Source organism: Kitasatospora sp. NPDC056138, assembly GCF_042264695.1.
Lineage (GTDB): Bacteria > Actinomycetota > Actinomycetes > Streptomycetales > Streptomycetaceae > Kitasatospora.
The window spans coordinates 30616-51302 of record NZ_JBHJVK010000055.1; the positions used below are offsets into that span (position 1 = coordinate 30616).

18 protein-coding genes and 4 pseudogenes are annotated in these 20687 nt (G+C 70.6%); 8 read left to right on the forward strand and 14 right to left on the reverse strand.

Annotated elements, in window-relative coordinates:
• Positions 1-10: 10 nt before the first annotated feature.
• Positions 11-661: pseudogene (locus ACFC1R_RS28060) on the reverse strand (carboxylesterase family protein); the annotation flags it as partial.
• Positions 662-980: 319 nt separating this feature from the next.
• On the opposite strand from ACFC1R_RS28060, the gene ACFC1R_RS28065 reads away from it, so the two are divergent.
• Positions 981-1610: a hypothetical protein gene (locus ACFC1R_RS28065; protein WP_375943223.1), complete on the forward strand. Its 630-nt coding sequence runs from the start codon at positions 981-983 to the stop codon at positions 1608-1610.
• 1546 nt (positions 1611-3156) lie between these two features.
• Positions 3157-3654, forward strand: coding sequence for an adenosine-specific kinase (locus ACFC1R_RS28070; protein ID WP_375943225.1), 498 nt, complete (start codon positions 3157-3159; stop codon positions 3652-3654).
• 189 nt (positions 3655-3843) lie between these two features.
• Here the strand turns inward: ACFC1R_RS28070 and ACFC1R_RS28075 are convergent, their stop codons facing one another.
• From ACFC1R_RS28075 to ACFC1R_RS28085, 3 genes are read right to left on the reverse strand one after another with little or no spacing between them, the layout of a single operon-like run.
• Positions 3844-5280 carry an RtcB family protein gene (locus ACFC1R_RS28075; protein ID WP_375943227.1) on the reverse strand — a complete coding sequence of 479 codons (1437 nt, stop codon included), beginning with the start codon at positions 5278-5280 and terminating at the stop codon, positions 3844-3846.
• The gene (locus tag ACFC1R_RS28080) at positions 5277-6260 is read right to left on the reverse strand and encodes a CapA family protein (protein ID WP_375943229.1); all 984 of its coding nucleotides are present in this window, start codon (positions 6258-6260) and stop codon (positions 5277-5279) included. Before ACFC1R_RS28080 ends, ACFC1R_RS28075 begins: the two co-directional genes overlap by 4 nt.
• 27 nt (positions 6261-6287) lie before the next feature.
• Positions 6288-7151, reverse strand: a complete 864-nt coding sequence (locus ACFC1R_RS28085) for an archease (RefSeq protein WP_375943231.1) — start codon at positions 7149-7151, stop codon at positions 6288-6290.
• Positions 7152-7245: 94 nt separating this feature from the next.
• Between ACFC1R_RS28085 and ACFC1R_RS28090 the strand changes: the two genes are divergently transcribed.
• Positions 7246-7473: a hypothetical protein gene (locus tag ACFC1R_RS28090; RefSeq protein ID WP_375943233.1), complete on the forward strand. Its 228-nt coding sequence runs from the start codon at positions 7246-7248 to the stop codon at positions 7471-7473.
• Between the two features lie 335 nt (positions 7474-7808).
• Here the strand turns inward: ACFC1R_RS28090 and ACFC1R_RS28095 are convergent.
• From ACFC1R_RS28095 to ACFC1R_RS28120, 6 genes and pseudogenes are all read right to left on the reverse strand, one after another.
• Positions 7809-8027 (reverse strand): annotated as a pseudogene (locus ACFC1R_RS28095) (DUF4365 domain-containing protein); the annotation flags it as partial.
• Between the two features lie 66 nt (positions 8028-8093).
• Entirely contained in the window at positions 8094-8627 is a 534-nt protein-coding gene (locus ACFC1R_RS28100) for a hypothetical protein (RefSeq protein ID WP_375943235.1), read from the reverse strand.
• Entirely contained in the window at positions 8624-9934 is a 1311-nt protein-coding gene (locus tag ACFC1R_RS28105; protein WP_375943237.1) for a DUF58 domain-containing protein, read from the reverse strand. Before ACFC1R_RS28105 ends, ACFC1R_RS28100 begins: the two co-directional genes overlap by 4 nt.
• A 116-nt stretch (positions 9935-10050) precedes the next feature.
• Positions 10051-11067, reverse strand: coding sequence for an AAA family ATPase (locus ACFC1R_RS28110; protein ID WP_375943239.1), 1017 nt, complete (start codon positions 11065-11067; stop codon positions 10051-10053).
• 25 nt (positions 11068-11092) lie between these two features.
• On the reverse strand, positions 11093-11458 hold the full coding sequence (locus ACFC1R_RS28115; protein ID WP_375943241.1) for a hypothetical protein: 366 nt from the start codon (positions 11456-11458) through the stop codon (positions 11093-11095).
• A 119-nt stretch (positions 11459-11577) separates the two neighbouring features.
• Positions 11578-12594 carry a DUF4129 domain-containing protein gene (locus tag ACFC1R_RS28120; protein ID WP_375943243.1) on the reverse strand — a complete coding sequence of 339 codons (1017 nt, stop codon included), beginning with the start codon at positions 12592-12594 and terminating at the stop codon, positions 11578-11580.
• Between the two features lie 298 nt (positions 12595-12892).
• Here ACFC1R_RS28120 and ACFC1R_RS28125 point away from each other — a divergent pair, with 298 nt between their 5' ends.
• Positions 12893-13390 (forward strand): hypothetical protein, encoded by a 498-nt coding sequence (locus tag ACFC1R_RS28125; RefSeq protein ID WP_375943245.1) that lies wholly within the window; start codon positions 12893-12895, stop codon positions 13388-13390.
• A 30-nt stretch (positions 13391-13420) separates the two neighbouring features.
• Entirely contained in the window at positions 13421-13918 is a 498-nt protein-coding gene (locus ACFC1R_RS28130) for a hypothetical protein (protein ID WP_375943247.1), read from the forward strand.
• 367 nt (positions 13919-14285) lie between these two features.
• Here ACFC1R_RS28130 and ACFC1R_RS28135 read toward each other — a convergent pair whose 3' ends face one another.
• Positions 14286-14735: a hypothetical protein gene (locus tag ACFC1R_RS28135; protein ID WP_375943249.1), complete on the reverse strand. Its 450-nt coding sequence runs from the start codon at positions 14733-14735 to the stop codon at positions 14286-14288.
• 386 nt (positions 14736-15121) lie between these two features.
• On the opposite strand from ACFC1R_RS28135, the gene ACFC1R_RS28140 reads away from it, so the two are divergent.
• Positions 15122-17587 (forward strand): helix-turn-helix domain-containing protein, encoded by a 2466-nt coding sequence (locus ACFC1R_RS28140; RefSeq protein ID WP_375943250.1) that lies wholly within the window; start codon positions 15122-15124, stop codon positions 17585-17587.
• A gap of 266 nt (positions 17588-17853) precedes the next feature.
• Positions 17854-18054 (forward strand): annotated as a pseudogene (locus ACFC1R_RS28145) (hydroxymethylbilane synthase); the annotation flags it as partial.
• Between the two features lie 29 nt (positions 18055-18083).
• On the opposite strand, the gene ACFC1R_RS28150 reads toward ACFC1R_RS28145, so the two are convergent.
• The 3 genes and pseudogenes from ACFC1R_RS28150 to ACFC1R_RS28160 form a co-directional block, all read right to left on the reverse strand.
• A complete protein-coding gene (locus tag ACFC1R_RS28150; protein WP_375943252.1) occupies positions 18084-18464 on the reverse strand; it encodes a transposase in 381 nt (126 codons plus the stop codon).
• Positions 18395-18727, reverse strand: a pseudogene (locus ACFC1R_RS28155) (hypothetical protein); the annotation flags it as partial. The gene ACFC1R_RS28150 and the pseudogene ACFC1R_RS28155, both read right to left, overlap by 70 nt.
• Positions 18728-18826: 99 nt before the next feature.
• Entirely contained in the window at positions 18827-19192 is a 366-nt protein-coding gene (locus tag ACFC1R_RS28160) for a hypothetical protein (RefSeq protein ID WP_375943254.1), read from the reverse strand.
• Between the two features lie 628 nt (positions 19193-19820).
• Between ACFC1R_RS28160 and ACFC1R_RS28165 the strand changes: the two genes are divergently transcribed.
• On the forward strand, positions 19821-20687 hold an 867-nt coding region (locus tag ACFC1R_RS28165), incomplete at its 3' end, for an FG-GAP-like repeat-containing protein (RefSeq protein ID WP_375943256.1).

Here is a 20687-nt window from a genome sequence, read left to right on the forward strand (position 1 = left end):
GGTAGAGGTAACCGAGTGGGCCGAGGCGGTAGTTGGCGGTGACGACGATGATCTCGCCGGCGGCAGCCAGGTTGCGGCCGTCGTACCAGTCCCAGCCGCCGGATCCGCTGGTGAACCCGCCGCCGTGGAACCACACCAGGACCGGCAGGGCGCGCGGAGCCGATCCGTCGGCCGGCAGGCGCGGGGTCCACACGTTGAGGGTGAGGGAGCCGTCCTCGTTCCAGTCGGGCGTACGGGGTCCCATGACCGCTTCGAGGCGGGAGGGGCTCTGCGGGACGGATGGGCCGGGGCGGCTGGCGTCGCGCAGGCCCGGCCACTTCGGGTACCGCGCGGGGGCGGCGAAGCGCCGGTCTCCCACCGGCGAAGCCGCTCGTCCACCCTGCCGAGGAAATGGGTCGGCCGCACCGAGCCGGTGGACCTGTTCTCCTCGAAGGACTTGACGACCTCGCGGTTCAAGCCGCGCTCGGAGGCACGGGCGTAGACCTGGCGAGAGTCGAAGTCGGCGGTGTTCCACAAGGCCTTGCCCTCGGCGAGGAGGCTGTCTCACAGGCCGACCGTCCACGGTGGCGGTCACCCGGTCGAAGCCGCCCACGACCCACCTCTCCCGCCCGAAACTGCTGCGGCTGAGTGACAAGGGGTACGACTCCCCGAGGATGTTCACGATGTGACGAGTCGACTCCTCTTAGCTGGGTTTCGGATGTGTCACCAGCAGGCGGTCGCCTGCGTCCGCCACCCATGGAGGTCATCGGATGAGTCTTCGTCCTTGGGTTGCAGCGTCGCTGGCGGGTGCGGCTATCGCCCTTGCTTCTCCGTCGGCAGGCATTGCTGCGCAGGCGTCTGCACGGACTCCCGACTCCTCGTGGTTCGAGGAAGGGGGCGGGGAAGGAGGCGGGGAAGGGGGCAGGGAAGGGGGCGGGGAAGGGGGCGGGGGCCACCATCACCACAATCCCTGGCGTGATTGCTACAGTCCCCGCCGTGTCGTGCTCATCGAGAAGAGCCTCAGGGTGTTTCTACGTAACGGCCGGCGTGGGCCAGAGGCTCTCGTCCTCCGGGAGGACCAGCCGTCCTCGTCCTCGTCGCCGACGGCACCATGGAAGAGCTTTACCGTTTCGACGTATATGGACGTGAGATACCCCACCCAGACAGAACGTCAGTACGAGTTCGAGATCCGTGACTTCTTCAAGGTCCACCCGCTCCTCGTGGTGAGGGCCTTCGACCGCCACGAGCGAGTCTTCCGCTTCCCAGCCACCCACTGCGTCAACGACGAGGACGACCACGGCCGAGACGAACACGGCCGAGACGGCAAGGGCCGAGACGACGGTGACCGCGGTGACCCGGCTCTTCCGCACGATGGTGCATCTGCCGACGGGAACGGCTCGTCCGGCTCCCCGTCACCCAAGGAAGGGGACCACCCGCAGAACGGCCAGAGCAAGCCGGGGACGCCCGGCTCCGGGAGCACCATCCGCCCTCTTCCGTCCGGTAGTGCGGCTGCCGGTAGGAGCACTGGTCTCCTGAGCGCGAGGCACATCGGGATCGCGGCCGGCGGTTTGCTGGTGCTTCTGGGAACGCTGGCCACGGCCTGGCTCCTCCGACGTCGTTCTGGCGCGTGATACTCGGCCGGGAGAGGAATCGGCAGCACCTTCGGCCCCTGACACCACGTCATCTCAGAACCCCGATGTGTCTCCGCCCCAGCCGTACCGATATCGAACGGCCGGCCTCCAGGGGAGGCGGCCGGGCCGGCCGCACCGGGACGGTGCCCCATCCGTGCGGCTCCGTCCAGCGGCCCGCGTGGCCGCCGGTCAGGCGAGGACGTAGTCCTCCGCAGCTGGACCTGCGGCTTGGAGAAGGCCCGCGCCCGATCAACCGCGGTGAGTCGTACCGGTGTTGCAGGGGAGCTTCCAGAGTTTGGCACCGGCGTCTCTGATAGCGGATCGGTCTGCCCGGCTGTCACGGTCGGGTGCCGGCCGGCCGACCCCGGCGTGGAGATCGGTGCGAGAGCCGAGCAGGTCTCTCTCTCCCCTCAGCAGCACCGCGGTTCGACCGTCATCGGCGGGCACGCACAGCCGCTGCCGCTGGTCGCCGGAACCCTCCCCGCGGGACTGGTCAGGAGGAGCCGCCGCTTTCGGTGGAGGACGACGTGGCCGAGGGGCTGGGTGTGGCCGAAGAGCTCGGGCGGGGGTCGAGGCGGCAGATCAAGTCAGGGTTTTTGATTCCAAAACTCAGGCCCCACTCCCTGTCACAGCCGCCCCAGTACGTTGCCACCCAGCCGCAGTAGGGGCCGCCGTAGCTGCGACAGGGGGGCACTGCTACCTGCGGGCCCGGAATCGTGAAGGGCAGCCGGGGCGGTGCGGCTTCGCCCCGCGAGGTGCCGGGAGCGCTGACCATGCGGACCTGCGCGGCACCGGAACTCTGGGACGTCCAGTGCGTGAGGAACAGGGGCAGGCCAATGGCTGAGGCGGAAGCCGCCACCGTTGCAGCAGCGAGAGCACGGCGGGTCAGACGCATGACTGTTCCTCTTGGCTTCGTGGTCTGTGGCAGGTGTGAACGAACTCCGGGCACGGGCGCCGCCGCTGTGAGCGCCGGAGTTGAACGTATGGTTCGGAGACCCACCCGACAGCCAGCGAACCGCCAAACGGGCGGCCTTGCTCCGGTTTTTCACTCGAAGAGTCTCCCCTCGACCTACTGCCATGTGACACCGGACTGCACTCTTCGCGCGGTTCCTGCCCCGGCCCTTGCCGAATACCTCATCCGGGCTGGTGAGGACGGTTTCGGTGTCGGGCACGATCACCCGCGCGCGGCAGAGGCTTGGCCCTCCTCGGATGCGCCCGCCGCCTGAACCTGGGCCTGAACACCGTCAACCGGTACGCACGCGTGCCCGCGCCCGAGGGCCTGCGTCGGGCGCGGGATCCGCCCAGCTCGTACCCCCTCACCGTGCCTACCTCGACACCGAACGCAGCTCGCGGATCGCCGCACGGGCAGGGATGGCCGTTCCGGACGGCGGCGTCGCTTCCGTGGGCCAGGCAGAAGCCCGGCAGACCCCTACCCGGTTGATTGGCAGGGCCCGTCCGCGTGCCGTCCGGGCGCCGCTCCCGGGCAGTGGCCATGATCGGGGCGGCGTGCATCGTCTGATGCCGAGCGAGAACAGGAGGTGGCCTGATGGCCACGACCGGATTGTCCTTCGATGTGGTGAGCATCGAGAAGCCCGATGATGTGAATGTGATCATCGGGCAGTCGCACTTCATCAAGACCGTGGAGGACCTGCACGAGGCGATGGCCGGGGTGGGCCCGCACCTGCGCTTCGGTATCGCCTTCTGCGAGGCCTCCGGCGACTGCCTGGTCCGCCGCTCCGGTAACGACGACGAGCTGGTGTCGCTGGCAGTGCGCAATGCGCAGGCGATCGGGGCCGGCCACTCCTTCGTGATCCTGTTGCGCGAGGGCTATCCGGTCAACGTCCTCAACGCCGTCAAGCTCGTGCCTGAGCTGTGCGGCATCTTCTGCGCCACCGCCAACCCCGTGGACGTCCTGCTCGCCGTCACCGAGCAGGGCCGCGGCGTGATCGGCGTGGTCGACGGCGTACCACCGGTCGGTGTCGAGACCGACGACGACGCCGCGGACCGGCACCGCCTGCTACGGCGGATCGGCTACAAACTCTGAGCTCGTTGTTCCACCTCGGTGATCATCTTCTACTGAACGAGGCTGTGCCGCCGTGCGCGGAGTCACCGCTCCGCGGGCGGCTCGCGCCTCCTTTGCCGCGCCCCCCTTGTGCCGGGCCGCTGCGGCCTTTCACCCGGTTCGCCGCCGCGGCCCGGCTCTGCAAAGGCTCGGTCGGACCTCTCATCGGACTCACCCCTTGACGACACCCAGCGGCACCAGGCGGGCGACGAGCCGGGCGAGCCCGGCGCCCTCGGTGACGGCCGCGACCGCGTCGACGTCCTTGTACGCCTCGGGGGCCTCCTCGGCGAGGCCGCGCCAGGAGGAGGGCCGTACGGCGATGCCCCTGGCCTCGAGTTCGCCGCGCAGCTGCTCGCCGCGCACCATCCGCAGCGCGTGGTGGCGGCTCCAGACCCGGCCGGCGCCGTGGGCGGCCGAGTGGAACGCATCGTTGCCGGGCAGACCGACCATCACGTACGACGCGGTGGCCATGGTCCCGGGGATCAGCACGGGCTGCCCGGCCGCGCCGAGGTCCGGTGGCAGGCTCGGATCCCCTGGCGGCAGGGCCCGGGTGGCTCCCTTGCGGTGCACGCAGAGCCGCCGGGTGGCGCCGTCGACCTCGTGGGTCTCGATCTTGGCCATGTTGTGGGAGATGTCGTAGACCAGTTCGAGCCCGACTCCGGCGGCCGTGGCGAAGGCACGGCGGGCGGCCTCGGACAGCAGCTGGCGGTTGGCGCGGCCGTAGTTGGCGGCGGCCGCCATCGCGCCGAGGTAGGCCCGGCCGGGCGGGGAGTCGACGGGCGTGCAGGCGAGCTGCCGGTCGGGGACGGAGATCCGGTAGCGGTGCAGGGCCTGGTCCATGGTGCGGACGTGGTCGGTGCAGACCTGGTGGCCGAGGCCGCGTGAGCCGCAGTGGATCATGACGCAGACCTGGCCGGTGTGCAGTCCGAAGGCTGCCGCGGTGTCCGGGTCGTAGACGTGATCGACGGCCTGGACTTCCAGGAAGTGGTTGCCGGAGCCGAGGCTGCCGACCTGGTGGAGGCCGCGTTCGACGGCCCTGGTGCTCACCTGTCCGGGGGATGCGCCTTCCAGGACGCCGTAGTCCTCGCAGCGTTGCAGGTCGCCCGGGACGCCGTGGCCGTGCTCGACCGCGTACCGGGCGCCGCCGACCAGCAGGTCGTCCATCTCCTCCTTGCCGGACAGCTTCCACAGCCCGCCGTGTCCCATCCCGCGCGGGGTGGTGTGGCCGAGGATGTCCATCAGGTGCTGCAGCCGGTCGTGGCCCAGTTCCGTGCGGTCGATGCCGGAGGCGAGCAGCCGTACGCCGCAGGAGATGTCGAAACCGACGCCGCCGGGTGAGATCACGCCGCCGTGGTCGATGTCGGTGGCGGCCACGCCGCCGATCGGGAAGCCGTAACCCCAGTGCACGTCGGGCATGGCGAAGGAGGCGCGGACGATGCCGGGCAGGGTCGCCACGTTGGCCACCTGTTCCATCGCCTTGTCTCCCGCCGCCTGGGGCAGCAGTTCCTTGGAGGAGTAGACCACTCCGGGCACCCTCATCTGGTCGGCCTGTTCGATCCGGTACCGGAACTCGCTCTCCTCCACCAGGGTGATCTGCACGTTCCTCATCTCCAGTCGACGGTCAGCCGTTCACCCCGTACCGTCACGGGGGTACCGAACTCGGCGCAGGCGCTGGTGAACCGCTCGCGGATCCACTCCCACTCCTCACCGCGCGCGAGGCGGGTGTGGCAGAAGTCCAGGAACAGCGGCAGCCCCTCCAGGTGGACGGGTGCGAGGTGTGCGGGGTCCGGGCCGTCCAGCGTCACCAGGAAGAGCAGTCCGAGGTCGTTGCGCAGGTCCGGATCGACGGCGTAGTCGTCCACGAAGTCGCCCATGTCGTACAGGATCCGGTCGGCCACCCCGTGGAAGACGTGGGCGGAGTGCCCGGCGATCAGCGTCGCTCCCGGCGCGAGCAGTTTCGGTGCCGCCGCCCGCACGTGCGGCGGCGGGCGGGAGGTCATGTTGGGGCCCCAGTGCGGGGTGACCAGCACGGCATCGGCCTCGGCGGCGACCCGGGCCACCAGCTCGGTGAGCCAGTCGGGAACGCCCGTGTACAGGTCGGCGTACGCGACGCCGGGGTGGTCCTCGCCGGCCGCGTAGTCCTCCGGGTCGTCCGTCACGCCGATGACTGCCAGCCGTACGCCGCGTGCCTCCAGGACGGCGAACTCGCGGGCCGCCGACACATCCGGCCCGGCGCCGACCGCACGGATGCCGACCTGTTCCAACAGGGCGCGGGTGTCGGCCAGGGCGTCGAAGCCGTAGTCCAGCGCATGGTTGTTGGCGAGCGTCACGCAGTCCACCCCCAGCTCGGCCAGGACGGCGGCGGCCGAGGGCGGGGCGCGGAAGAAGAACGGCTTGTACGGGTCGTGCCAGCGCTGTCCGCGGCCGGAGAGGCAGCACTCCAGGTTGAGCACGACCAGGTCGGCCCCTGCCAGCGCCCTGCGGATCGCCGGAGAGACCAGCGTGCCCGCAGTGGGGCAGCTCCGCAGTTCCTCGGCGACACTGCGTCCGAGCATCGTGTCGCCGGCCAGTGCCACCGTGAGCGCCATGCTGCTGATCCGTTCCTCGTGGCGTGCTCAGACGTCGAGGGTCACCTGGCAGGTCCAGCCGCCGGGGTCGCCCTGCAGGCGCAGGTCGTGCAGGGAGACGGCCTTGGGCACCGCGCCGACCAGCGTGGCGGTGTCGGCGTCCGCCATGCGGAGGCGGACCGACACGCTGCGGCCGCCCGCGGCGTCCCGGACCGCCCCCACCTGCGCGTCCAGGGGGATCTCGCCGTCGGCGTCCATCCGGTAGATGACCTCCTCCAGGACGGAGACCAGCAGATCCGCGTCGTTCTCCGTCGTCACCGTGTACTCCCGGTCCCGGACCGGTGTGGCCTCGGAGGTGTCGGCGAAGCCCTCGACCACCGCGCGCACCGCCTCACCGATGCAGCCCTCCACCGTCGGCGACCACGCCTCCACCCGCATGTCCGCCGTGTGCGGCACAGCCCGGTGGCCGCTCCCTGAACTCTGCTGCCCTGCCACCGGCGACTGCTCCCCTCGAACCTCCCGCGCGGCCTGCCCGCGCAGAACCGCAGGAACACCCCACTCCCCCAGGCTCGACCCGCTCACCCGCACAGGCAACCCGGTGTCGGGCCGCGCCCGGTACGCCGGTGTCAGCGAAACCACTCGTGAGCGGCTCGCACACCAGCCTGTGCCGACGCCCGGCGCGTGGCCCGCCACCGCGGCGATCACCGGCTTGCGCAGCCGTCCCAGCTCGTCCCAGGCGGCGAACCAGTCGCCGAGGCGGGCGTCGACGAAGGTGAGCGCCTGCATCTCCCTGATGTCGGCGCCGGCGATGTCGGCGCCGGCCGCGAAGGCCTTCTCCGAGCCGGTGGCGACCAGCGCGCCGATCTCCGGATCCCGGTCGAAGGCCCCGGCGGCATCGACGACCTCGTTCATCACCTCGGTGTCGAGCGCGTTCAGCGCCTTCGGCCGGTTCAGCGTGATCGGTCCACCCGGTCCTTGCGTTCCACCGGGATCGTCTCCGAAGACGGTGGCCGCGCCACAGACGGTATCCGCCGAGGAGTGGATCGCGCTTGTGCGTGCCCGGTGGTCGGCGGGCGAGTGGGACGACATCCTCTACGGTCACGCAGAGGTCGACCTCACTACCGCCATCGCGGAGTTGGAGGCGCAGAGCGTCATGGGAAAGGACCTGCTCCGGATCATGCAAGACGCGATCGAGATGTCCGTGGAGGTTGTCCAGGAAAGTCTCTCCTCGTAGATTCTCCGACCAGCGCAGGCATGCCCGGTGGGTGACTCGGAGAGGGTGCTTCGGTGACGATGAAGCGGCCGTTTTCCGGACAGTGAGAAGAAGTGACCTCGGATGACTTTGTACGCTGCCGCACCCGAGTCGGGGTCGTACCTCTCGGTGGGCCCCGATCCGGCATACGACTTCTGGATCGACGATTTCTCCGTCGCGGCGATGGTCATGATGGAGGCCGGCGGCCCAGTCCTCTCACGCATCGACCAGCAGGGCGGATTCTCGCTGACCGTGTCGTTGTTGAGCACGCCCGCGGTCATCGACCTCGGCGAGGCGCTACTGCAGCAGACCTTGGCCTGCGGCTCGTACAGGACCACGACGACCGGCAGGGAGTGGTTGAGCCAGTACTGGACGTGCTCGGCGTCGGGCCGGAACCACCAACCGCCTGGAGCGGTGTCCCTGAACCAGCTCTCGGCTTCGGTCGCGGGACGTTCCGCGCGCTGCCGCGACGCCCCGTGTCGAACGACTGCACCTACAGTAACCGCGCGCGACCACGACGCCGGAGCCCGGACGATCGTCCCGCGGCGGCGAAGGTCGCCCTGGTCATCGGAAGCCGTAACTCGCCTTCTCGCAGCGCGAGATCAGCCCTGATCCGAACGTCGGGACCAGAGCGCCAGTCCCACCGCGACGGCCGAACAGGACACCGCCAGCGCCGCGATGATCCGCCCCCACCCGCTGGGGGCCACGGGCGCGTAGGACGCGAGCAGTACGAGGGCGCTCGCGGTATAGGCCGCGGCGGGCGCCCAGCGACTGCGCAGCTGTCGCAGCCCCGCCGGACCGGCGGCCGCGTCCACGCACAGCAGGTAGCCGAGCAGCAGCGAGGTGACGCAGGCCGCTGCCCAGATCGGCGGTGTGGACAGGGCGGACAGCAGGACGCAGACGACTGCGAGCGCCGTGTTCCGGTGGCGGGCGAGCTGCGCGCGTCGGGCGAAGGTGACCGCGACGGGCCGCCGTACGACCGCCGGGCTCGCCCACCAGGCCGCCAGTGCGGCACCGGCCGGTACCAGTACTGCGGCGAGCGGGCCTTCGGGCAGAGCCACGGGGGCGCTGGCCGCCACGGCCAGGGCTGTCCCCAGGCTGCGTGCGAGCCGGACCGGGGTCGGCTGGTCGGTCATCGGTTCCTTCCACGGATACGGACGCGCTGCAGCGGTGCGAGGGTGAGGTCCAGACCTTCGCCGGGCCGCAGCCCGAGCACCGGGATTCCGCGGCTGCGCAGTGTGAACCGGACGGCCTCGCAGTTCGCGTGCCACAGCTGGAGGGCGAGGTCGGCGATCGCGTCGCGCGGGTCGAGTTCGGGGTCACCGGTCGGCACCTCGATGACCACCAGTGGGTTGCCACGCTCCGTCAGGTCGTGCAGCACGTCCAGAATGCGCTGGTCACCGAGCGGCGTCAGCACGTACACCAGGGCATCGGCCGGGATCACCGGCCGGGACAGGCCGGGGATGTCGGGGACGTGGTAGCCGAGGTCCCTGCGCACCTCCAGGACCGACTCCACGAGACGGTAGAACTGGGCCGACCCGCTTCCCGGCTTCAGCCAGCGGGTACTGCCGCCGACCGAGACCACACCGACCCGGTCGTGGCTGCGCAGGTACGCGTGGGTGATACCGGCGGCGGCGCGCAGCGTCTCGTCGAGGCTGGAGGTGCCGTCGGCCGGGTCGAGGAAGTCGCCGAACGCGTCGATCAGGACGACGATGTCGGCGGTGCGCTCGGCCGCGAACTGGTTGACCTGGACGGTGCCGCGCCTGCTGGTGGAGGGCCAGTGGATGCGCCGCTGACGTTCCCCCCAGACGTACGGCCGCACCCCGACCACCTCCACGCCCTCGCCGCTCCGCCCGGCGGTGTGCTCGCCGATCCGCTCGGGCAGCCGGACCTGAACGGGAGTGAGCGAGGACTGCGAGGGTGTCGGGAAGATCTGGACCTCACCGAGGTCGATCCGGACGGTACGCCGGGTCAGCCCACCGCGGTCGTGGACGTCCAGGTCCACCGCACCGAGTGACCAGCGGCCCCATCGACGGGCGGTGAGCCGGAGTTCGACCGTCGTGGCGGTCACCTCCAGGCTGCCGAGCTCGATGCCGGGCCCGGTGTAGACACCTGGATCGACCCAGCCAACGACCCCGTCGAAGGAGAGCTCGATCCGGACGTCGATGGTGTCGTTCTCGAAGGCGCGGCGTCGGCCGACCTGGGCCCGGGCGTCGAGCCGGGCCGGGCGGCTTCGGCCTGCCGCGGCCAGGACCAGGAGTACGGCCGGACCTGCGGCGAGGGCCAGCAGCCAGGACCTCCCGGTGAGCAGTGCGAGGGCACCCGCGACCGCCGACACCGTGGCCAGCCGCAGCGCCCGCTCGCTCGCCCGCCAGTGGGGTGAGGGTTCGGCGGGCAGGGCGGCGGGAGTGGAGGCCGGTGCGGGGCCCAGCGCCCGGACCACGCTGCGCCGGTCCGCCCGGCCACTCGGTGTGCCGTACGGGGACCGGTCGATCTGCCCGGTCCGACGGGCGGCCCGCTCCGAAGTCCGCTGTGCCGAGCCGCCTGGCCGACCGGGCCTCACCGGTGAACAGCCAGGCCGGGCACCGTGTTCGGGGCGGCGACCGTCTCGGTCAGTTCGGCGATCACGTCGTCGGCGTCGATCTGGCGCACCCACAGTTCGGGGCGCAGCGTGACGCGGTGGGCGAGCGCGGGGACCGCCAGGCTCTTGATGTCCTCCGGGATCAGGTAGTCGCGGCCGTCCAGCACGGCGCGGGCACGGGCGAGCTGGATCAGCGCCAGGCCGCCGCGAGGGGAGGCTCCGACCTGGATCTGCGGGTGCGAGCGGGTGGCGTCGATCAACGCCACCGTATAGGCGACCAGGTCGTCGTCCACCTCCACCTGCTCCAGCGCGGCCCGCATGGCCATCACCTCGGCGGGATCGGCGAGCGTCCGCAGCACCGTTTCGGGTGTGGCGCGGTCCAGCCTCGCGCGCAGCATCGCGGCCTCCGCGGCCACCGGGAGGTAGCCCATCCGCACCCGCAGCAGGAACCGGTCCAGCTGAGCCTCGGGGAGGGAGTAGGTACCCTCGTACTCGATGGGGTTCGCGGTGGCGATCACCACGAACGGGTTCGGCAGCAGCCGGGTGACGCCGTCGACCGACACCTGGGATTCGGCCATCGCCTCCAGCAGGGCGGCCTGGGTCTTGGGCGGGGTGCGGTTGATCTCGTCGGCCAGCAGGAGGTGGGTGAAGAGCGGGCCGGGCCGGAAGACCATCTCGCCGCTGCGCTGGTCGTAGAAGGGGGCGCCGGACACGTCGGAGGGCAGGAGGTCAGGCGTGAACTGGATCCGCCGGAAGTCCAGGCCCAGCACCGTGGCGAAGGAGCGGGCCAGCAGGGTCTTGCCGAGACCGGGCAGGTCCTCGATGAGGACGTGGCCGCCTGCCAGCACGCCGGACATCACCAGTTCGAGCGTCTCGGCCTTGCCGACCACGGCGCGGCCGACCTCGTCGAGGATCCGTCGGGCACGCTCCCCCGCCTGGCGGGGAGTCAGGGCCGGGGTCGACGGTCCGACGTCGGCCGGATGGGTGCTGCTCACTGCGCTCCTAGGGTGCTGTCGTCGGTCAGAGACTGGAGAGGCGGTCCACGGCGGCGCGGAGCACCGGCGCGGGTACGGGTGTGACGGGGCGCGCGGGGTCGATCAGCGGCCAGACCTCGGGGCCGACCAGGGCGGCAGCGGCCTGAGGCCGGTCGTGGAGGGAGACGGCGTGCCGCTCGGCCAACCGGGCCGCATACAGCCACTGCAACCGCCGTCGGAGCACCTCGGCGCCGTCACCTCGGCCCGTCAGTCCGTTCTCGACCACCCGGCGCCAGTCACCGAGTCCGGCCCGCTGCTCCTCGATCAGCCGCAGTGAGCCACGCAGCGCGCTGTCCTGGGAGTGGAAGCCCGTCGTGTAGCGGGCGGTGACCAGGGCGACGGCAGTGATCACTGCGGCTCCGGCGGCGGCCCCGCGGAGCCCGCCGACCAGGGCGAGCGCCGTCTCGGCAACGCCGGCCGCTGTGCAGAGCGCCGCGAGAATCCGTCGGGTTCCCGGAGGAAGGATCTGCCTCACCGGGCTCCCACCCCCGCCCGGTGCCCAGTACGACGCTCCGTACGGCTTCTCGCCGTACCCTGGCCCGTCCGGGAGTCGTGCTCGGCGAGTTGGGCTGCGATGGCGTCGAGCGCCGCTCGGGCCGATTCCAGTTGGCCCGGGTCCAGTGGATGGCTGGAGTAGCGCGCCTCACGGAACAGCGCGGTGAGCACCAGGGCGTGCGGACCGGAAAGGAGGCCCGTCGCTTTTGCCCGCTGCAGCAGATCGGCCGGGCTGTCCGAGGCCCGGCGGACGATTCCGGAGTCGGCCAGCGACGTCTCCATGGCGGCGTAGCAGGCGATCACCGCAGCGCGGACGTCAGCGCCGTGCAGGGCCCGGCGGCCCTCGTCGACGGCATCGGCGAGGGCGTGGCCGGTGAGCGGCTCAGTGCTGTCAAGGTCCAGCGACTCCGGCTCGCGGCGGCGGTGGCCGAACCGCCGCCACAGCAGCACGGCGCCGACCACGATCGCGAGCACCACGAGCAACAGGCCGACCACGGCCAGCAGTTGGCTCAGGTCGAACCGGGTGGAGGACTGCCTGTCAGGCGCTGGTCCGGGAGCCTGCGAGGGACCTTGCGACGGCGCGGGGCCGGGAAGCTGGTGTGCTCCGGGATCGATTGCTTTCGGTTTGTCGTCCTGCCCGGCGGGCGGCGCCGGGAGCCACATCAGTGTGATCGGTACGATGACCGCCGCGAGCGGGAGGAGCACTGTCCCGGCCGAGGCCAGGCGCCACGCCACCGGGCTCACCGCGTCCGCCCCGCGGGCAGAACTTCGGTGGTGGACTGTCAGCGCACCACCGCCGACGGCGCAACCCAGGGACAGCAGCAGGACTATCGCCCGGTGCCCGGCGAGCGGCCCCGGCCTGGGCGCGGGATCCTGACCGGAGGCGGACTGCAGTGCCAGCGCCGCCAGGACCAGCACACCCGCTACCAGCGCCGCCGCCACGAGCCGTGGCCATGCCTGTCGAGCCGGTATTCGGCCCGTACCTGTGCTCATGCCGCTCTGTTCCCCCGTTGTGCCGGCACGGCACTCACTACCGAACCGGTCTTCAGGGGGGAGTCTCGCACAACGATCGAATATTTGTCAGCGCCCGACCGATCTCGTCTGACCTAACGTCACATGACTGTCGGTAGCGGGGCATACGGGCCGCGAGGACGGCGCCACGAGTTCGGATTCCGCCGCCCCGGCCCGTCGGCACCGGGGGATCGCAGGGCGGGGCGCAGCGCTCCGGTTGGGCGACTGGTCGTCGGTGAAGATGGCGCGCAGCAGCCGGTAGGTGGGCGGCCGCGGTGCCGTGGAGCATGCGCAGCAGGGCCCGGAACTCGGCGGTGGGCAGGTGCGGGACTGCAAGTACGGCGGGAACACCAAGGCGATGGTCGCGGCCTACGGCGTCTCGCCGCGCATGGTGCAGCGCTGGATCGACGGCTCCCGCCACCCCACCGAACACGTCGACAAGCTGCAGCGCGAGGCGGTCGAGCTGCAGACCACCGAGCGGGGCCGGGAGCGCAAGGCCAAGCAGCTCGCGCAGCGCGGCACGGTCTCCGGGATCGGGGCGCGGGTCGGCCGCACCGTGACGTTCGAGATCCGCGGCTCGGACGCGGTCCGGGCCCGCGACATCCACCTGAACCTCTCGGGCGAGCTGGCCGCCGCCCTGGCCGTCGCTGAGGACGAGGACGAGGTACGGCGAGTGATCGGCCAGGCCCTCGCGGACTGCTTCAACGGCGGCGCCGGCTACGGCGGGTTCTCGGCCGACGACTTCGACTTCGACCCCGACGACCTCGACCTGAACTGACCATCACTCCTGCTCAACTGGCCGACCACGGTGCCTGATTCGTTCCAGTACCGGGACGAGATCGGCGTCTCGCTCGCCCTCGGGCGCTGGCAGACCCGACCCCGGGAACAGGCTGCGGCCGTACGGGAGTTCCTGCACGCATTACGGGCCTACAGCCTCGTCATCCCCGCCCCCGCCGCGCACGCGCACGCGCACCAAACCCTCGTCCTGTGCGTCGAGGCGTCCGGCGAACTGGGTCCTTGGCTCGATGTCCAGGAGACGCTGGGGCACCCGATGGCCGACCGGAACCTCGCGGAGGCCGTCGAGGCGTGGGACTACGACCTACTCGCCGACGAGCTTCCCTGGAGCACTTGGCACAACAACCAGGACGACATGGTGGCCATGCTCAGCGATTGGCTCACCCGCCACGCCCCCACGCGACTGAGAGCCAACAACGCACCGGACGACCTGCTCCAACGCCTGAGGCTGATCGGCCTCACCGGGCCCGCCCGCTGGCACAATCCGCACTGGCCCAACTACACCTACTGACCACAGGCCAGAGAAGGCAGGCGCGCACCGGGCCGACAGAGCTGTCGCAAGATCAGTACCGGCGCAGGTCACTTGTCCGGGCGTGTGGCAGGCGCAGATCGGTGCCGAAGAGCGCCCGCGCTGGGGTCTGTACACCTGGCCTCGCTTGTGGGCCAGGCCGCACCGCCCTGTTCGGGCTGGCGCGCGACCCGACCGGCCCTGCCGCTCCGCCTGCGACCGGGCCGTACGGGTTGACCGTAGGGTTCCCGTGGACTTGGGGCGGCGGCCGTGGCATCGCTGCGGCCGCCGCCGGTGTGCCGGGTAGCCTCTTGTGGCAGGTGCGCTCTGGGCGTCTAGTTCCGGCCGAGGTCTTCGGCGTGGGTGGCCGTCAGGAGTTCCACACCCATGAGCCGTTGGCGTCATAGATAAACACGTGGCCGGTCTTGAAGTCCATGCGAGCGTTCGGGTGGCCGTAGGTGCCGCTGTTCCACAGCGGGTTGTTGGGGGATGCGTAGACGACGAGGTTGCCGTCGGTCTGGAACTTCGTGTAGGCGCCGTTGTGGCCGTAGGTGCCGGTGTTCCAGATCGCGCCGTGCTCGCTGTAGATGACGAGGTTGCCGTCGTACTGCTGCACCAGTTCGTAGCCGTCGCTGGTGCAGTAGCCGACACCGGGGTCGATCTGGTGACCGCCGTCGAACCAGAAATCGCTGACGGGGCCGCCTTGGCAGCCGGGCGGCAAGTCGGCCGGCTTCGCGGGCGCCGCGTTCGCGGCCGGGGCGGCGACAGTCGCGAGCGCCGCGGCGATACCGGCCGCGGCCATCAGGTTCCTGAACTTCATCGATTCCCTCCCAGGGGTTTCCGGTGCTGGCAGTGCGTCAGTACCGGGCGTGCTGTCGATCGCGTTGCTGGTGTCAGGCTGGCGTGTCGGTGGCCGCCGCACCACGCAACGAACCCGCCGTATGCGGCGGGCGGCCCGCAACGGCGCGTATGGCGAAGGGGAGGGCGACGACCGCGGACTGTGTCCGACGGACAGGACGTGCAGCCGGCCCGTCGGCCGCGCACCGGATGCCGCCGGTCGCAGTTCCTGGTGATCACGCTTGTGTCGTGGCTGATCAGCGTGCCGTGCGACGGACCGCCAGTTACGGCTGGCGACCCGCAACAACCGCCCGGCTACAGTGGTGATCATTTGTAAACCAACATCAGCAACGGAAGCGAGCACGTCGAATGAGCAGTCGGTTCGGGTCCCTGCTTCGTACGTTACGACTGGAGGTGGAACTGACGCAGGAGCAACTGGCGGAGCGGGCCGGGCTGGGAGTGCGTACGGTTCAGCGGCTCGAGGCCGGCAAGCCGCCGGACGCCCGGCTGGGCACAGTGCGGCAGCTCGCTCACGTCCTGGCCGACATATCGGGACGCGAGCGCGAGCAGGTGTGGCAGGAACTGCTTTCCGCCCACCGCGCCCAGAGCCCGGCCGACGAAGTCCCCGGCCCGGTGCCCCGCCGGCCCGACCCCGACCCGAAACAGCTCCGGGCCGGAGCACTGCGCGATCCGGCCCACCCCAGCGGGCTGGCGGCCGAAGGCGTCATGGCCGAGGCTGCCGACGCACTGGCCCGTGACGTGCACAGCCGCTGGATCCGGGAGGAGGAGCAGCGCCGGATCCACGATCCGTTCCCGCTGCCGGTGCGGTGGCGGCCGGCCTCTGAGGGTGTGTTGGATCACTGGGGCAATGTCAGCGGTGCGTCCGCGGGGATGACTGCCGGGCCACTGTCGTTGGAGGGCGGCCTGGCCGACATCGCGGACGTCTACCGGCGGATACCGTCGGGGCGGCTGGTGGTGCTCGGCGGCGCCGGTTCCGGCAAGAGCGTCCTGATGATGCGGTTCGTCCTGGACTACCTGGGGGAGCGCTCCAGCGGTGATCGGGTGCCGGTCGTCTTCAGCATCGGATCGTGGGACCCGACCGCCACCGCGCTGCGCGACTGGCTGGTGGACCGGCTGCTGCGCGACCACCCGAACCTCGCCGCGCGTGCCCCCGGCCGCCGCTCGACCATGGCAGCCGCCCTGGTTGACGCCGGCTGGATCCTGCCGGTCCTCGACGGCTTCGACGAGATCGCCGCAGGACTCCACCGGGCCGCCCTGCGCGACCTCAACGCGCTCTCGCTGCCCCTACTGCTGACCAGCCGCACCGAGCAGTTCGCCGACGCCGCACGGAGCGACCTGCTGGGCAGGGCCGCCGGCATCGAGCTGACCGACCTGACCACGACCGACCTGGCCCACTACCTCCCGCTCGCCGCCCGCCCCACCGCACCGGCCGAACGCCTCGAACGCCCGTCGACCGTGTGGGACCCGGTCCTGGACGAGCTCTGCGACCGGCCCGACAGCGCGTCAAGCGTCCGCCTCGCCGCGGTGCTGCGCACCCCGTTGATGGTGATGCTCGCCCGGACCCTCTACAGCGACACACCGGGACAGGACCCGGCCGCCCTGCTCGACGCCGCCCGCTTCCCGACCCCGCAGTCCCTCGAGGAGCACCTGCTGGCCGGCTTCGTCCCGAGCGTGTACCAGCAGCGCCAGCCGACCGTGCCCGAAGCCGCACACCCGCGCACCTGGGACCCGGACCGGGCCCGCCGGTACCTGGGCCACCTCGCCCGCCACCTCGACCGGCCCGGGCAGCGCAATCACCAGGACCTGGCCTGGTGGCAGCTGTCCGGTTCGCTGAGCCTGCCCGCGCGCGTCCTCGCCATCGTGCTCGCCTGCACCCTGGTCACGGCGGTCGTGGAGTCCGCCTTCGCGGCCCTGTACACGCTCGAACCCGGTGAGCACGTCGGCCAGGTCGGCGGTCTGGCGGACGGGCTCGCCACTGGTCCGGTGGTCGGCGTGTGCTTCGGGCTGGCCTACGCGATCGCCGTTCGGACCGGCAGAACGGTGTTCGAGCCGTCGCCCATGCGCCTGCGGCTCCTGGCACGCGGCCGCCGGACGGGCGGCGCTCCGGCCCGCAGCATCTGGGCGGCGTCCCGCACCGGACTGCTGGTCGGCGGTCCCGTGGGGCTGGTGACCGGGGGCATTACCCGACTGTTGGGCCTCTTCCCCCCGGCCAAGGTGCACGGGGTACTTCTCGTGCCGTCGGTGGAGAAGGCAGCGGCGTTCGACTCCCTGCTCTACGGGATCAACTTCGCCCTGGCGGCCGGTCTGGCGCTGGGGTTGATGACCGCCCTGGAGACACCGCTCGACCTCCGCTCCGCCACCACTCCCGCGGACCTGTTGGCTGTCAACCGCACCACTGTCGCTCACCAGGCCCTGCTCGTCACCCCGGTGGTCGTGATCACCATCACGTTCTTGTGGCGCACGATGGTCAGCTCCTGGACCGGTGCCCACGTCTCGCTCTGGATGTCCTTCCTGATCGGGTGCCAGTGCGGGATCGTCGCCACCTTCGCCTACGTCCTGGCCTTCACCGCCTGGGGCCACTGGGTGTTCTTCGGCCGCGTCCTGCTGCCGCTGGCCGGACGGCTCCCATGGGCGCCCATGGCCTTCCTCGACGACGCCTACCGCAAGGGTGTCCTGCGCCAGGTCGGCGCCGTCTACCAGTTCCGCCACGACCGGCTCCAGCATCACCTCAGCCATGTCCATCGCGACTCGGAGCACGACGGGTGCCCTGCGGCGGTGCAGGCGGCCGGCGGAACTCCACCCATGGCGAGATGACATCTCTTCACCTGACCGAGGCCGGCCAGAGCCGAGAAGCCGTCATCGATCCGGGAGCACGGCCGCGGGTACTCCGGAGCGGAATGAATAGGGCAGTGATCACACCACGCTGCGGATCGCGGCCATCATCATCGACCCCACACGGGCACGGCCGCGGCATCAGCGGGATTGGTCTCACGAGAACCGCCGCTCGTTCAGCTCGTCGCGGGTGGCCAAGGCGGCAACTGATGGCCGGGAACGAGGCCCCGACGCCACACCACCCCGTCATGGCCTCCCCCGAGCTGATCCGCATCGTCTCCTGCTCCTCGCCCATGGCTCTCGCCCGGGTCGAGCGGGCCCGCACCGATGTGCTGCCCATCACCGCCTCCGGCGACCGCTGGCCGGCCTCGCGCGGCTCGGCGGCAAGTGCGCATTCACCAAGGAGGTCGAGGTCGCTGCTGGCCGGCGAGGCCGACCTCGCGGCGCACAACTCTATTGGCCAATTCGATTGTGTCGATCAGGCGGCGAGCCGGGACAGGCGGCTCATGCGGGTCCTGGGGCGGTGGGGCCGCTGGCTGGTCCGGTAGGCGTCGAGCCTGATGATGTTGATCGCGGTGGCGGAGAAGGCATGCCGGAGGATGACCTTGGGCAGGCCGCGGTAGCGGGCCTGGCGCATTCCGGTGGTGTCGAGGGCCTGGTCGATCGTGCCCTCGACGCCGGCGCGCAGAGCGTACGTGGCCTGCCAGGTGTCGGTGGATGCTCCCGGGCGAGCTGCCCCGCACGGGACCAGTGAGTGGTCCCCCGGCAGCCCTCGACTAGGCCGGCGGCTGCCAGTAGGAAGACCCCGCTGCACACCGAGGTGACGCGGCGGGCGGAAGCCCCGGCCGCGGCGATCCACCCGGTCACCGCGCTGTCCTGGGCCGCGTGTCGCCGCCCACCGCCACCAGGGTGTCGATTCCGCGCGGGCCGAGATCGGCCACGCCGTGTCCGGCGTACACGGGCAGGCCACTGGTCGAGCGGGCTCTTCCACCATCGCCGGGCGATCAGCGAGGTCCGACCGCCCGTCCGCCCTTCGGGTGCGTTCGCCGCTGTGTTCTTGGCACCCCGCGCGCCACCTTGTTCCACCGGCTCGGCCAGGTTCCGCCCCGCCCCTGTCAGCACTTCCGGTGATCACCGCAGGGGTCCACGACAGAACGCCCGGCAGCCTCTCGGCCAGTGCCTACCGCAGGATCAGCACCCTGGAGCCGACAGTTCGGACCGTCATACGGCTGGTAGCCGGGTCGCCGCCCGGACGGTGCAGGGCGCGACGGCGGCGGCCGTGATGCTGCCGGCATCGAACTCCGGAATGTCACTCGCCGAGAACAGGTCGAACAGCATCTCCGAGCGCGGCTTCCAATACTGCCCGAGCTGCTCATGCCACTTCCCGAGCCTGCTTTCCGGCCGGCGGGTCGCCAACAGGTGGAGACTCAACGACAGTTCGAAGGACATGTCGGCGGCCGGTGCGATCCGGGTGAGCGCCAGGTCCTGGTCGGTGAAGCAGATCCTCAGCACCTCCCGATCCTGGGCCCGACCGCCGGTCGACGGCAAGGGATTCGCCCAGAACCGAATCCCTTCCCCCAGGGCCATGACTGACGCATCGTCATTGGCGGCGAAGCCAAGACGGCCACACGGCGGACACAAGAAATCCGCCGCAAGGCCGACACCTGTGCAAACTCAAGGAGGAACACCAACCACTGCCTCACCGCACCCAGCCGGGCGTCCGGCGGCTTGCCGGCCTCCAGCCGCTGCACCGTGCGCACCCCAATCCGGCCTGGTAGGCCAGCTGCTCCTGCGTCAGGCCCACTTCCGACCAAAACTTACGAAGTAGGGGAACGAGCCGGCTGCTCACTTCGACGCACTCACTCCCGCTACTGATCTTGTCCACAGCTGATCACCACTCTGCTGGGGGCTGTTGCGGGTCGCCCGCCGTATGCGGCGGATCCGTTGCGTGGTGCGCCAACCGGACAACACACCAGCATGGTCGTCCCGAGCACCTGGCGCCGCCGGCCTGGAACACCTGGCAGGAGTTTTCCGGTGGTGTCGACTCCATCGGAGCCACCGCCGCCTTCACCAACTGACAGACACCCACATCACCCACTCGGAACCGGTTTCGCAGGAGCGCGCCAGGCTGGCTCCTGGCGGACGGATCGGTCAGGCACACCCTTCAGCTCTGTCAGTTTCATGTCCCAAACCCAATCTTCCGAGGAGCATTCCCTTGTCCGTTCACCTCGCCAAGATCACCCGCATCGCGCTCGCCGCCGCAATCGCCATCGGCGGCGCGGTCGGCACCGCGGCCATCTCCCAGCCCGCCGCCTACGCCGCCTCGGCCAGCCACTCGGTGATCGGCGATCAGATCACCCGCTCGGAAGTGATCACCCGAGCACAGTCCTGGATCGGCCAGAACATCCCCTACGACAAGGGCGGTTCCTACCCGGACGCACAAGGCACGTCCTACCGGACCGACTGCTCGGGCTACATATCGATGGCCTGGCACCTCGGGACCAGCGCCACCACCCAGTCACTGGCGGACTCCTACACCAATCCCATCTCCCGAAGCGACCTGAAGCCCGGCGACATCCTCAACAGCTACTACAACCACGTGATCCTGTTCGAGAAGTGGGACGACGCAGCCCACAGCACCTTCTCCTACTACTCGTTCGGCTCCACGCCGGTCAAGCACATCACCGGCGTCTCGATCGACGCCCCGACCTTCGACAGCCACCCCAATAGCGAGTACGTCGCGCTCCGCTACAAGAACATCGTCGACGGCAGCGCCGGTACGGAGTCGGGGTCGGGGCGGGTTCGGTTCGCTGATTGGGACGGTGATGGCCGGGCGGACTACATCGTGGTGAACGATGACGGTTCGGTGCACGTGTACCTGAACCGTGGTGGCGACGGTCACGGGGGCTGGGTGGATGACGGTGTGGTCGCGACCGGGATGACGACGGACAAGTCCCGGGTCCGGTTCGCGGACTGGGACGGCGACAGCCGCGCGGACTACATCGTGATCAACCCTGACGGCAAGGTCCATGTGATGCTGAACCGTGGCGGGGACGGCCATGGTGGGTGGCAGGACGCCGGA